Genomic DNA, 13,976 nt, shown 5'->3' with positions numbered 1-13,976 from the left:
GGCGAGAGCGGTATAAACGCGACTTTGCGCAAAGATCTCGCGCACGCGTCTTGCAAACCCTCTCGCCGAATCCCTGCCGCCCCTCTGGCATCTCGATCTCGCGGTCACTCGAGTTATGCCTCCTCGGCGAATCTCTCGTGCATGACATCGTAGATAATTCGCTGCTGCACTGCCCAGGTGCAATCCTGGTCGGTCGGCATCGCAATATTGCCTTCCGCGTTGTTGCGGAAGAGAATCACATTGAACTCGCCGATAACCAATTTTTCCCGGACGGTGGCCTGAATACGGACGCGCATGTCGCACCGCGCAACGGTGGAATGGCGAATTGCAACCACCTCGCACGTATTCAACACAACGAACTCGGCCATGTCGCGCATCTCACCCGCCATCGCCTTGAAGGGTTTCTTGGTCAGATTGACGGCGTACTTTGCCATGCGCCCGAAGTTGCGAGCACTCCAGCCCTCCAGAAATTCCTGCGCAGCGTGCTCGGCACTATCAGATTCGTGCGACCCTGCCAATGGGCCGCTTGTCTCGGTTGGGCGAAATTCACAGATCTTCTTTTTGTCCTCAAGCACGCGCGAGTATTGATCCATCGAGTTACGCCAACTAGCTTTTTCCTTGCGCTCGCGTTCCTCCATCCTGGCGGCTTCCGACGACTTGTCAATTGCCCAGTCGACCAGGGCTACCATCAGTAGCCATGCCTTCGCACACACCAATCTGTTGGCGTATCCGAGCGATCGGCCATGCAAGATGCCGTGCCGCTTTGGAATACTCAGTTCTTCGTCCGTGGATTTCCGGACGCCCTGGACAAACAGCTTCATCAACGCGGGCAGCGAAGTACGATGACCCGTTATCGAATCGAAACAGTTTAGGTCCGCATTCTTCTCGAACGGACTGATTCCACATACGTCCGATGCAAACCCGTCGCACGCAATCAGGATCAGGGGAACAGCCGCGATGTATCTGCCCTCAAGATAGAGACGCAGTGCTTCCTCAAGTTGCGCATCGCGCAGCTTGGCCACATGGAAACGATACGCACGAGTGATGGCAAACAGCCGGATATTGTCCTCTGTGAACCATTCGAGTATGGCGTCCTCCGCCTCCTCTAGCTTTCCCTCCTCGTGCAGATCGACCGCCTTCCGCATGGCGTCCAGCGAGAAAGAGCCCGTTGCAATCCAACCCCGCCCCGCAAAAGCTTCATTGAAGCGGTCCGGGAACTCGAGAATAGCCGCGCTTGCCAAGAATTTATCCGCAGCCCGCTTCAGGTTCGTCATGGCTTTGCGCCTGAACCCAAATTGCGCAGCGACTCCCGCCACCGATCCCACGACCCGAACGATCGGCAGCCAGGTTCGCATCTCTTTGGCGGTGGGATTGTCGATAATTTTACCGTTTGGATCATCTTCCACGTGTCGCTCGCAAAGAATTACGGGTTAAGCCTGAACAAGATTTACGGTCGCACCACGGGCATATCCCCTCTGAAGTTGGGTCCGCATCTCGTCTATGCCAGAGGAGCGTGCATACGTGCTCTCCATTCCGGACCCAAATTTTGGGGCAGCTTTGGCCAAGGGCACCGTCACTCCCGACGGCAACGTCATCTGCCAGTTTATGGACCGTTCACAGGCTTCGTGAGCAAGCTTGGAACGGGATCGGCAGCTGTGCACCATAAGCGCTGAGAAGCGCAGCTAAGCCGCTACGTCTTCGTGTCGGAAGATCTCGTACCCGTTACCGTTACCGGACTGCGGTGCAAGACCTTCGCGGAGTATGAGAAACGCGATGTTGGCAGTTCGGGAACGGGTGTATTCAACTCGGACGGCTCGTTTGTCTTACCGGTACCTATAATGGCGGGGTCCCGGATCCCCCTAGATAGATTGTCGCACAGGCGTGCACTTATCAGGGCCAAGAGGACGGCGAAAGCACGTGCGCGCAAAAGCCTTCAAGTACTCGGCTACCGGCGTCACTACTTATGATTACCCCTAATGGGTTAGCACCTAGAAATGCACGACCGCTCCAGCCTTGATGGCGACACGGACTATGTCTTGACAGGTTTATCGCAGAGAGGCGGCTCTTCGAGGCGTCCGCTGCTGAGTAGCACCGAGCATTCCGAGCAAATTGTGCCGGCGGCGCAGAGGCGCAGAGGAGCAGAGCTAAGCCCGCTCCGCCTTGCACCCGGGCATCAGCAGTGCGCGCGACATAAACTAAACTGAATCGAAAAACTGGTCCAAAAATTCGCGTTAAGGCAATATGCTCGACGCAGGAATACCGATGCCGATAGTGTCGGCACCTATTCCGGCAGAGAGAAAGTCTTTGCCTACTTGCCCGCCGCGGTTTACGAGACACAACTTTAGGTGTGTCAGCGAGCGAAGTTTCGCTTCATATAACGCTTCTATACCGATAACAAACACTATTTATAACGCCGCCTTTTTGGGAAAACGGCGTTGCTCGATCCACTCGTCCGCAGCTTCACTCCAGCAGTACAGTCTCCAGTCGTTACCGAAACAGATCTCTTTGACGCCCCCGGCGGGAAGTCCGGGATTGCCCGGGGCATGACGTTCGTTGCTGCACGCCGCGTCCTGGACATACTAAACACCGCTCTGCGCCACCCTCCTCCCTACCTCAGATTCCCCACAACGGTTTGTCGCACCCGGGATCTCCCACGACACATGCGAACGCTCCTAGCACGGACAGGATCCGGCGGAGCTCAGACCTCTACCACCGCTTCCATTCGTGGTCGCTAAGGAGAATCGACTTGGTCCGATACTGCACCCAATCACAAATCCAGCAAGTATGCTCGACCCCTCACCTCCATGCCACAAGAGGTGCGCAGGTGAGAAGTGGCCACAAATCCATGGCTATGCCTTTCCTCGCATGCTGCAAGACAGGCCCAATCGGGAGGTACGATGGACGACCATACCCAAATTCTAGTTTGCAAATGCGGGGCGCCGGTCCGGATCCGTGAGCTACATTTTGAGGTGGGCAGTGACCAGCCTCGCGACTGGGCCCCCTGCCCACTGTGCTACAGAAAGCTGTACCAGATGAGTGTGGAAGGGGTTGTCTCGGCAGAACTTGTTTCCGAGCACGAATGGGATTAGCGGAAGCTAAAGAGTGCCAACGCTCCGAGGTAGTGAGATGGGCTGGCTTCTCGCAGTCCCGCTTCGTCTTGAGCGCGACCCATTTAGTCTCGGATCTAATCACGCCAGCTGGTTGGAGCCGGGCCGCTCAGGAGCAGCAAGGATGCCCCCACTTCTACATCTCATCCATTACGTGAAGTCACAGCGAACGACGCAAGCGATAGCAATGCCATGCTGCCCCCCGCCAGAACGACACCATGCCAACCGAAGGCGGTGTAAAGCGAGCTGGCTAGAGCGGAGCCAGCCGCGCCGCCAACGAATATCGCCGTCATGTAAAGCGCATTCAGTCGTCCACGGCTGGCAGCGTCCAGAGCGTAGATAGCTCGTTGTCCAAGGACCATGTTCATCTGCACCGCAAAGTCCAACAAAACGCCGGTAAGCGCCAAGCCGATAACGGCGACATCCCCGCTCATCAAGCCTGGAAGAAAACTCAATGCCGCCACAACCATCGCCCCAAAGGACGCAACGCGAGTGTGGCCTGCATCCGCCAATCTTCCCGCCACGGGCGCTGCTACCGCACCCAACGCGCCGACCAGAGCGAACAAGCCAATCTGAGATTGCGAAAGGCCATGTTTGCCGGCAAGCTCCAACGACACAGCAGTCCAAAACAAACTGAACGCGGCGAACATTAGCCCTTGGAAGAGTGCCCGTTGACGCAGCAGTGCATGTCGGGCAAGCAGGTGCCACAACGACGCCAGCAAGCTGCCATAGCTGGCACGATGCTGGGGCGTTCGGCGTGGAAGGGTCATCGCAATAGTTGCCACCGTCAGCAAAGTCATCGCGGCAGCGATCACAAATACAGCGCGCCATCCTAGCCATTGAGATGCCATGCTCGAAATGGGGCGAGACAGCAAAATGCCAGACAGCAAGCCGCCCATGATCGTACCGACGGTACGCCCGCGCAATGCCTCGGGCGCGAGATGAGCGGCAAGCGGAATCAATATTTGTACGCTCACCGAGCTCAGTCCGAGCAATAGCGAAGCGAGCAGAAAGATGCTCGGCTGTGAGGAGGCTGCCGCACCCGCCAGGCTCGCTGCGGCGGCCACACCACTGATGATGAGTAGGCGACGGTTCTCCAGGAGATCAGCCAACGGTACGAGGAAGAACAAACCCACCGCATAGCCGATTTGCGTCAGCGAAACAATCAGGCCGGCGTGGTCGATGGAGAGCCCAATCGCCGGGGCAATCAATTCGATGATCGGCTGGGCATAGTAAAGATTCGCCACCAAAACGCCCGCGCACAGCGAGAACAATGCAACAAGCGTTGGCGACATCGGTGACGCTGTCGTGCTGCCGGGGAGCGCGGGGGAGGACTGCGTAGACATGGCTTCGGTTCCTGAAAGGGATGCTCCGAAGGTTAGTCGTCGCTCGCGTTAGCGAGAATCGCAATGCTGCGCAACGCAGCGTTGCGCCCCATGCAAAAGGGTGAGTACTTATTCTGAGCGGAGCGTTCGCTGCCCAGTTGGGCCTGGCAGAGATGTTAGAAATTCAAGGAATGCAGCTGCACGTCGAGATCCCCGATGATTCGGAAGATAGAACGCCGTGATCTTCGAACAAGACTGGTTGGGGTGACGTCCCAAGACCCGAACAGCAGTTTCAACCTCCCGGCGGCGATATCGTCCTGGACGAGCCAGTCGGTAGCAGCCCAACACCCAATCCCGCTATCGCGGCATCTCTTAGTACATCGATATTATTGCTGCGAAGACTGCCGCTGACCGGCACTACAACCTTGCCCCCATCCTGGTGGAAGGTCCAAACTTGATCGCGCGAGCCGAAACTGAAACTGAATCGTAAGCATCGATGATTCATTAAGTCAGTGGGTTCCTCCACTGCGCCATGCTGGTCAACATACTCCGGACTCGCCACGACGAGTCGGCGGAAGTGTCCCACTTCTTTAGCGATGACGTCGTCATAGATCGCAGCGCCGCCCAGCCGGAGCGAGACGTCAACACGCGCGTCGATGAGATCAACGATCTCGTCAGTGAGTTGAACCTCGAGTTCGAGTTGAGGATGCCGAGCCATCCAGACACCGAGGAAGGGAGAAACACAGCACCGACCAAATGCGACCGGGAGCGAAACCCGCAGCTGACCGACAGGCACTTCCCCGTGATCGGCAATCGATGCGTCCGCTTCTTCGACCGCTTCGAGTATCTGCCTTGCCTGCTGATAGTAGCTTGCTCCGGCCTCAGTGACGGTGACCTGACGGGTGGAGCGATTCAGTAGCGCAGAGCCCAGCGAACTCTCCAATCCGTCGAGCGCTCGTGTGACGGAAGAAGTCGCAAGGTTCATGCGCCGCGCAGCCGCAGAGAATCCTTTCGCATCCAAGTCTCGACGAACATCTTCAGGGCGAGCAACTTGTCCATTCCGCAACTTCCTAGGTGGCTAACAGCGTGTAGTGCCGTAGCTTTGAAACTCCGGAGTACACGCTCAACATAGCGTACTCAGCGTTCGGCCGACATCGAGATCTCGGACGGTCGATCATCCAAGTCGCGCATATTATCCGTCCCGCGAAGTCGACAAGGGAGCCGGGGGCCAGCGGGGCCCCATATCTTTACATCGACGGGTGGCGGCATAGTTATCTGGAATCCTGGCGCGACGTACGTGCTCAGATAGTTGCGCACCACTGCCCTACTTCTTCTGGCGCCGCTAGAAGTCACCACCGCCATGAAAAGAAGTGGCATTCGGCAGGCGTAAGACTCTGATGGAAAGTCATCAAGGTCCGATGGCAGCCCGAGGCTATGTCATACCAAAAGGCGTTAGCCGCGCAGATAACCGGCGCGCCGGAATAGCCCAACGCCTAATCCCTACCCTGGCCACGCACCCGGCCCATTCGCAATGACGGTACCTGTATGAATATACAGACGTCGCACAGGCGCTATGCACACCAGCGCTCGGGCAAGGTTGAATGCCTCATAAAGCACTTTTGTGTAGTCGTAATACCACTCAAACTTCTCTTGAAATTTTGCTCTCCAGTTCCTAATTTGGCCTTGCTCAGGCGATCGCACCGTTTAACCGTGTGATCCGTGTCTCGTTTTGTTCGTCGGCTCAGCGACGGGCGAACTTCGCGCGCAGCCGGTTCGCCCTCGTCGTCCGATCTTATGGAGGGTAATCATGAGCGACTTCTTCTTCGGAACTGATCTTTTCAGTGAGTTCGACCGAATGCAGCGGCAGCTGTCGAGTCTGACAGGTGGCCTGCCTTCGAGCCTTCGCGCCGCACGCGCAGGCACGTTCCCGCTACTGAATGTCGGCGCCACAGACGACTCCATTGAGATCGTCGTTTTTGCGCCCGGCCTCGACTCGGATGCGTTCGACGTGTCGATCGACAAGGGAATGCTGACCATCGCGGGCGAACGACAGCCAATGCACGGAGCCGCTGGGGTGAGTCAAAGCGACGAACCGACGCGTGTTTATGCGCAGGAGCGTTTCGCCGGCAAGTTCAGACGCGTCATCGAACTACCGTCCAACGCCGACGCCGACAACGTCAAGGCGCGCTACAGCAATGGATGCCTTGCAATCATCATTGGCAAACGAGAGGCCTCGCGGCCTAAGGCCATTGCTGTGCAGTGATACATCCTCACTGGAGACCATCATGAGTGAAATACAACATACTCAGGTCGCGACCAAAAGGCAGAGTCCTTCAGGCCCACTTGGACGCGACAGTTCAGCGCCCCGTCAGCGGACCGTGATCCCTCCGGTCGATATCGTCGAGGACAACTCAGGCATTACGGTGTACGCCGATTTGCCTGGCGTCTCGAGAGACACTCTCGATGTGAAGATCCACGATGGCCATCTTTCAATAGAAGGCGAAGTGACGATTGACGTCCCCCCCACAATCCGCGTCCAGCATATGGAAGTGCAACAGCCGCGTTTCGCGCGGACCTTCTTGGTAAGCCTGGATCTCGATACAAGCAAAATCACGGCGAGCCTTGAGAACGGTGTACTGCGTCTGTCCATTCCGCGCCGGGAAGAAGCAAAGCCCCGCCGGATCACAGTCACCTCGGGTTAAGTATCGATATGCCGACGGGCCCAACCAGGGCTCGCCGGCTTCATTGAGGCAAGACATCATGGAATTTCAAGCTGAATGGCTGACCTTGGGCAGACATAGAACTCGACTACGTTGCGAGCGAGGGTTCCCGACAGAGCGTCTCCGCCAACTGGCCGAAGTTGCGAGAATTGGGATCGAGTGCAATCTCAGCGCGCATGCACGGTTAGTTGAGATTGTCGCGCAACGGGAAGAGAGCTATCTGATCAAAATCGGTACGACGTTCTCAAGAGACAAGGAAGCTGCATACCATCTGGGACCGGCGCTTGCCATACTGTTCGGGCTACCGCAAAACAGGATGGACATCGACGTGACCGTGGTTGACCAGTCGGAGGTGGATCTGCACTTCGGCGTGTATGAACGGATGTTGGCCGAGAAGCTAGGTGCCGTACCTCCGCTCCAATAGACAACATTTGAATCAATGGCGATCCGACGCGGCCACCACCGCTCGAGCCGAGTCGGCCCGTTACGGATGTGTATCGTGGGGAGAGTTGCCAAGTACGTTGGCGGCCGTTATTGAAAGTATTGGCCGTGATCTCCATGGCGCCTTAGGCCCGGCTATAAGGCGCCGGGCCGCTTGAGTCTTCCTCGACCATGCACCTCGCGCCAACCTCCTACCAGGAATCGGCCAGGACATCGTGCTACGGCCGAGCCGCAATGTTCGACGCCTCGCCACGATATGAGGCCGCCGCTGGAACGCTCAGATGAAGCGAGGGTCATAAGGAATGACAGGTGGTAACCAACGGATCTCCGGCTTGCACTGCATCGGAGGGCGACATGGCTGGCATCAGTTCATCGTCCGCTTACGGGAGTTTCGCCCCGAGCCACACTGTTGGGCTGACGAACCAGGCAAGGCTAGCGACCGCCGCCGACCGAGCGGTTACACGAAGAGCGGACCAAAAAAATCTCCAGCGGTGAATTGCGAACGGAAGGTGCGTAGCCGCTCACAAGCCGCTCGTGATTGACCGCTCTGGTGTTACGGTATGAACTGGTAGAGTAGAGATCGAAGACGCGAAAGTCGCGCAACAAACGAATCAGAGGTTTATGAGCAGGAAACAGGTTGCAGCCCTCCCTCCCGGGCGCTATTGGGCCATCCCCCATGACCCCTTTCCGCTGGACGGGCCAAACGGGCATGATGAAGTCTATCCGGGAGCGGAATGTATTAGCGACGGCCACTGGGTGAGCTTCGTACGGGATGGTGAAGAGGTGTGGGCTTGTAACGCGACATATGCTGCAGCACACTTCGACTGCAAAGAAGTCACGACTTCTTCGTCTCCGCCGACGATCCGCTAGGCTCGCGCACGGTCTCCTGACCTCTCACTTTGTGACCGCGGTCACGTCATCACCAAAGCAACCATGCACTCCGCGAAATCAATTGGCGCGCCGCAGGCGCTGCTCAAGGATCCGCTGTCTTCGTCACAAGAACTGGTATTTGGGCGAGCTAAGGCAGACGCGATCCTGTGGATTAGGACCACAATGGCCCGCAACGGAATAACTTTCGCCCAACTCCTCGAGACGGGGTGTTTTGAGGCGCATCGGTTTTCGCAACGTACCAACGCGAAGGTGAAATACAAGGATGCCGCCGGTCATACATGGGACGGGATGGGAGAAATGCCAGAATGGCTGCAGCGCGCAACGCACAAGGGCCAAACGGTAGACCATTTCAAGGTTGACTAGGACGCTCGCCCAGCCAAGTTCTTAAGAATACCGGTTCGCCTGCCTAGGCGATTTGATATAGCATTGAATGATTCATCCATCACCGAGGTAACTCCAAATGGCAACGTATAAACAACTGATGGCGGAAAAGGCGGCCTTAGAAGCAAAGTTGCATGAAGTTCGTGCTGAAGAAGTTGCCGGTGTGATCTCGAGAATCCAGGAGCTGATGGCCGACTACGGACTGACAGTCGACGACATTGCCAAGAAGCGTGGTCGCGGCCGTCCGGCGAAAGCTTCAAACGGCGTCGCGAAGGCTCCACTGCCGCCTAAATACAGAGATCCTAAGACTGGGAACACTTGGTCGGGACGGGGCCGCGCTCCTGCATGGCTGGGGAAGAATCCGAAGCGTTTTCTTATCGCCGAAGAAGCCGCTTAGCAAACGGTTATGGCGCCTGCCTGGCAATAGATCCATCAGAGCGCCAGTGGACAGTGGTAGGTCTTCGCAACCGGACGCCAGTTTCTGTGGCATCGCTTGCTTTCCGAGTGTCCAGCATAGGTCGCATATTCGCCTATGAAGACACTACTCGAACCGCTTCGGAAAGGCGCATCCAACAACGCCGGTCCTGACCAACGGCTTGAGCTCGATAATCTCAACCCCAAGGCATATCAGCACCACGTGCGGGGCCGTAGCGCCAATCCATCCAATCATCAGGTTCGACGAGTCGCCGCCTAGGCTCTCGGGGCCGAGTTCGCGACTTCCGGCTTTACGTAACTTTCGCAACGCTTCGGCCAATGTTGCTGGCAAGTACAGTAGAGGACTGCGCATAGACAGACGAAGACCCTGATTCCGTTACTAGTGCTCAACTATATTCTGTGAGCATCGGGCATGCTATTCGCCGTTCGTTTTCATGACAAGCCAAACCAATCGGCACTACGAACGACTCATTTCGATGCGCATATCGATTGGCTGCGACTCTATCGAGAGAAGATTTTAGCCGCAGGATCGCTGAGATCGGATCCCGAAGCAGCGCCGGTTGGAGGCCTATGGATCGTCCAAGCAGCACACAAGGAGGAGGTCGAAGAGCTGTTGCGTTGACATCCTCCCCTGCCTGAAGGCGGAGGATTCCTACCGCGTCTAAAACGATGTGCCCGTCTCAGATCGCCTCGGCGGGTTCCTGCTTCACGGAGCGGCCCGACTGCACCGGCTCTCCACAGGCTGCAACGCGATGTCCTCGCGCCAAAATGTTGAGAGCGCCGACGACATCGGCGTTCTCTTCGTAACCGCATTCGACGCAGGCAAATTTTGCCTGCGTGGTCCGGTTCTCTGCACTCACGCATCCACAAACCGGACATGTCCGGCTTGTGTTCGCCGATGGCACGGCCACCAGCCATCCACCGCTCCACGACACCTTGTAGTCCAACTGGCGACGGAACTCGAACCAGCCCTGATCGAGGATGGACTTGTTCAGGCCGGACTTGGCCCGAACATTTCTTCCCGGTGCCTCGGTGCTGCCTGCCGCCGACCTGGACATGTTCCGCACCTGCAAGTCCTCGATACACACCATCGCGTGGTTTTTGCTGATCGTGGTCGTGGCTTTGTGCAGGTAGTCGCGGCGGGCGTTGCCGATGCGGGTGTGAATGCGCTGGACGCGCTTTCGCCTTTTTCCAATTGTTGCTGAACTTGGTCTTGCGGCTCATCGCGCGTTGGTAGCGGCGCAGGCAAGCCTCATGTTTCTTGAAGCTGTTGAGCGGTGCGAGGAAGCTGCCATCGCTCATCGTAGCGAAACGGGCAATGCCTATGTCGATACCAACCGCGCTCATCGCTTGCGGCACCGGCTGCACCACCTCGCGCTCGGTCTGGATGGAGACGAACCATTTGCTGCCCGACAAGCTGATGCTGACATTGCGCAATTCGCCCATGACCGGGCGCGACAGGCGCAGACGCATCCAGCCCAGCTTGGGCAGGAAGATGCGCTCGTTCGAGCTTGAATTGCTTGGGGTCGGGGTAGCGGAAGCTGTCGTGCTGGCCCCGCTTCTTGAACTTCGGGAAGGCGGCACGCTTGGCGAAGAAATTCTTGTACGCCTGCTCCATGTCCTTGAGGGCGTGTTGCAGCGGGTGAACGGGCGCATCCTTGAGCCACGGCGTTTCTGCACCGCTGCGCCACTCGGTCAAGTGCTTGGGCATGGCCACGTACCCAATGAACTTGCCGCCCGCTTCGTAATGGGCCTTCTGCAACGCCAGCGCCTTGTTGTAGACGAATCGGCACGCCCCAGCGAAGCGGCGCATGTCGCGCTGCTGCTTGCCGTTAGGGCGAAGCTCGAACTTGAAGGCTTGAAGACGCTGCATCGGACGATTGTACACTCGACGACTTTTGCGCCCAAACCACTAGCACTCACGCGTTGCTGAGCGCGACCGATAGGCAAGTTGAGCAGTGTAAGGGAGTCGGCGTAAGCCGCTTGGGCATTCCATGGGTCAGTTTTCCGAAACCATAGAATGGCTGGCCTTCATAACCTCACCTTCGCGCGGCAGCGTAGGCCTCATCCGCTTGCTCCGATTTTGATAGGCGGCGAAGCCGACACCAAGTGCCGCCGCCGCGATGTACATAGCTACCGGTAATACCAGACGAAGCATTTTGCCGATGACCATGATTTGCTCCTACCATCCAAGTTGCAGCGGCAGTTGCTCCGCCGTTTGCCCAAGGCGAGCAGAATACATGCCACCGGCCTGAGCGAACACGAAGCCCAAAACGTGTATTTAGCGATGACAACCCAGTTGAAACTGCTGGTCCGGGAGCACGCGGTAACTCCGCTTGAGCTCGTCCATCTGTTGCCAGCCGTTGATTCGGCGCATGGTTCCCTCTATCGAGCGAGTTTGCTGTCCATTGCCTGACACTGGCTGCGTAGATCCATCGCCGTGGCGCAGTCCCGGCTGTTGTTGCTGGGCGAGCTGTGCCTGATACTGTCGGCTCTCATTCCGCCTGCTGGCGAGGAACTGCTGCTCGAGCTGCTTAACGTTGGCTGACTTACCGACGATGGATACCGATCCGTTCGATCCCGCAGTGATATCCGTGTAGTCAGATGGATCTCGCCCTGGCTTCGACATTTCGCTGCCTGCACACCCATAGCTACGGTGATGGCGACCAAAAAGAGGCGACGTTGCGCATTTGAAAGTCTTCTCGGAATTTTTCTGCGCCAACCTAACATTCGGCACTTACCCCGGTTTGCCCAATGCCGAGGTAAGCAGGGCGATCTGTTTGCCACCTGGACCGAAGTCTGCCACCGACATCCAGGCGTTTATCGATTCGGCGCGAAAGATAGGGCCGCCTAGATATTTCGATTTACTGTGTCGCAAGCAGCCCAGTCCAGGAGTGCTGACCTTGCTCGCTCTTTAGCCGGTTCCACCGGCCGGATAGCGAAATGTCTTTCTTGGCGATTAATTGCATATTTTGCGTGATTGTTCGCCCTCGATCGCCTAATTATGCGGCTCGCCAATCAACAAACGGCAGTTGCTCTACGTTGCCTGGTTGATTCCATAACGCGATACTAGCGTTCCGATCTAAGAATCATTGAGTAGCGATGGATACGTTAGACGGACGGCGCCTTCCTCTAGCACTAATGGCCAAACAGAGCGGCAAAGCCCCGCTCGCGCTTCGGCAACCTGAACGCGTTTGCACGTCGCCGGTCAATTGTGCCGATGCGAGGTCGTGCATTCACTCCGGATATGCTGCACCCTCTCCGATAGTAGGTAGAGGATCCTCTCGCACAGCACCAACCGGCACGACTTTGTGTCCGAACAACTGTCCAGTCATGACAGCCTGAGTGTCACTGTTCCGAGCCCAGGGCAGCGAGGTCATTTGGGGCGCCGTCCCTTATACTGACTCATGGCCTACGACCTTACCGACAAGCTAGTCATTGGGATTTCATCCCGCGCACTATTTAATCTTGAACTGGAGAACCGCCTCTTCAATGACGAGGGCGTCCAGGCGTACTCTGATTACCAACGGAGGCATGAGGACGAGCCACTGCTCCCCGGCACTGCGTTTCCGCTTGTCCGAGCTCTGCTGGAACTTAACAGATCCATTCCCGGGCGGCGACTAGTGGAAGTGGTCGTCATCTCTCGGAACTCACCCGACACGGGTCTACGAGCGTTCAATGCGATCGAAGCCCATCAACTCGACATCACACGAGCGGCTTTCACCGGCGGGACGCCCATCGCCCCCTATTTGCAGGCTTTTAAGGTGGACTTGTTCCTGTCTCGCGATGCAGACGACGTCCAGGCCGCAGTGGATGGCGGCGTCGCCGCTGCTCAGTTGTACGACGCGCCAGCCATCTACGAGCCTCCTGGGAAACAAATTCGCATCGCGTTCGATGGCGACGCGGTCCTGTTCTCGCCGGAGTCCGAGCACATTTTCAAGACTGAGGGCCTTGACGCCTTCGTTGAACACGAGCGCCGAAATCGTCACCAAGCGATGGCGGAGGGACCATTCGCGAAGCTGTTGCTCCGCTTGGCCGAAATTCAAGACCATTTCCCAGCGGGACGCTCCCCCGTCAGGATAGCAATTGTCACGGCGCGTAACAGCCCCGCGCACACACGCGTCATCCACACTTTGCGCGCTTGGAATGTATCTATCGACGAGGCATTTTTTCTGGGCGGACTTCCTAAAGATCTGGTGCTACAAGCATTCGGCGCCCATATGTTCTTCGATGACCAAGAATCGCATGTCGAACGCGCGGCCGGATTGGTGCCCGCCGGTTTGGTCCCGTACAAGGGTGGACAACTGCTGTCCACAGACGTTGGCGGGAAAACCCTTCCGACGCAGCCAACGGGGCGCGCTAACCATATCGAGAGCGCATAGCGGACATCGCCGGTGATTCCCGAAGGGGGATTTAAGAGTGCTTTCATAATCAAGATTAGCTATTCGGCGTGCCGCGCGAGTGTGTGGCGAGGTAAGCCGGAGAATCCGCTGTGCCGGCACTGAGGCGCATCGCGCTTGCGAACTCGCGCCTCCGTGGAAAGTAGTTAAGAGGCTCAGTCAAGCCGTCCCTTGATCGGTTCGTGAGTTTCAACGCGATTTGCGCTCCGCACGCATGGTTCTGTGCCCGCTATCCGGGCGAGGTTCGCGAAGCGTCTCTCGCGGGAAGTTTGCGCG

10 protein-coding genes and 2 pseudogenes are annotated in these 13,976 nt (G+C 57.3%); 7 read left to right on the top strand and 5 right to left on the bottom strand.

All coding sequences use genetic code 11. The features are described 5' to 3' along the window. Positions 1–113 precede the first annotated feature (113 nt). From EV147_RS19355 to EV147_RS19340, 3 genes and pseudogenes are all read right to left on the bottom strand, one after another. The gene (locus tag EV147_RS19355) at positions 114–1,406 is read right to left on the bottom strand and encodes a hypothetical protein (protein ID WP_130392861.1); all 1,293 of its coding nucleotides are present in this window, start codon (positions 1,404–1,406) and stop codon (positions 114–116) included. A gap of 1,844 nt (positions 1,407–3,250) precedes the next feature. Beyond that, positions 3,251–4,453, bottom strand: a complete 1,203-nt coding sequence (locus EV147_RS19345; protein ID WP_198680297.1) for an MFS transporter — start codon at positions 4,451–4,453, stop codon at positions 3,251–3,253. Between the two features lie 108 nt (positions 4,454–4,561). Continuing rightward, positions 4,562–5,491 (bottom strand): annotated as a pseudogene (locus tag EV147_RS19340) (LysR family transcriptional regulator). A gap of 748 nt (positions 5,492–6,239) precedes the next feature. Here EV147_RS19340 and EV147_RS19335 point away from each other — a divergent pair. From EV147_RS19335 to EV147_RS26485, 6 genes are all read left to right on the top strand, one after another. Continuing rightward, positions 6,240–6,695, top strand: a complete 456-nt coding sequence (locus EV147_RS19335) for an Hsp20/alpha crystallin family protein (protein ID WP_130392859.1) — start codon at positions 6,240–6,242, stop codon at positions 6,693–6,695. 31 nt (positions 6,696–6,726) lie between these two features. Next, positions 6,727–7,134 (top strand): Hsp20/alpha crystallin family protein, encoded by a 408-nt coding sequence (locus EV147_RS19330; RefSeq protein WP_407923265.1) that lies wholly within the window; start codon positions 6,727–6,729, stop codon positions 7,132–7,134. 58 nt (positions 7,135–7,192) lie between these two features. Beyond that, positions 7,193–7,576, top strand: a complete 384-nt coding sequence (locus tag EV147_RS19325) for a hypothetical protein (RefSeq protein WP_130392857.1) — start codon at positions 7,193–7,195, stop codon at positions 7,574–7,576. A gap of 950 nt (positions 7,577–8,526) precedes the next feature. Next, a complete protein-coding gene (locus EV147_RS19315; RefSeq protein WP_130392855.1) occupies positions 8,527–8,847 on the top strand; it encodes an H-NS family nucleoid-associated regulatory protein in 321 nt (106 codons plus the stop codon). Between the two features lie 97 nt (positions 8,848–8,944). After that, positions 8,945–9,262: an H-NS histone family protein gene (locus EV147_RS19310; protein WP_130392854.1), complete on the top strand. Its 318-nt coding sequence runs from the start codon at positions 8,945–8,947 to the stop codon at positions 9,260–9,262. A 450-nt stretch (positions 9,263–9,712) separates the two neighbouring features. Continuing rightward, positions 9,713–9,922 (top strand): YciI family protein, encoded by a 210-nt coding sequence (locus tag EV147_RS26485; protein WP_130392853.1) that lies wholly within the window; start codon positions 9,713–9,715, stop codon positions 9,920–9,922. A gap of 58 nt (positions 9,923–9,980) precedes the next feature. Here EV147_RS26485 and EV147_RS19300 read toward each other — a convergent pair. Both EV147_RS19300 and EV147_RS26005 read right to left on the bottom strand, forming a co-directional pair. Further along, positions 9,981–11,173, bottom strand: a pseudogene (locus EV147_RS19300) (RNA-guided endonuclease InsQ/TnpB family protein). 126 nt (positions 11,174–11,299) lie between these two features. Continuing rightward, positions 11,300–11,473 (bottom strand): hypothetical protein, encoded by a 174-nt coding sequence (locus EV147_RS26005; protein ID WP_157994707.1) that lies wholly within the window; start codon positions 11,471–11,473, stop codon positions 11,300–11,302. Between the two features lie 1,234 nt (positions 11,474–12,707). Here EV147_RS26005 and EV147_RS19295 point away from each other — a divergent pair. Further along, positions 12,708–13,682: a 5'-nucleotidase gene (locus tag EV147_RS19295; RefSeq protein ID WP_130392852.1), complete on the top strand. Its 975-nt coding sequence runs from the start codon at positions 12,708–12,710 to the stop codon at positions 13,680–13,682. The last annotated feature ends 294 nt before the right edge of the window (positions 13,683–13,976 follow it).

This window comes from Cupriavidus agavae (genome assembly GCF_004217045.1).
Classification (GTDB): domain Bacteria; phylum Pseudomonadota; class Gammaproteobacteria; order Burkholderiales; family Burkholderiaceae; genus Cupriavidus; species Cupriavidus agavae.
This window is presented reverse-complemented; position numbering and strand designations above follow the sequence as displayed.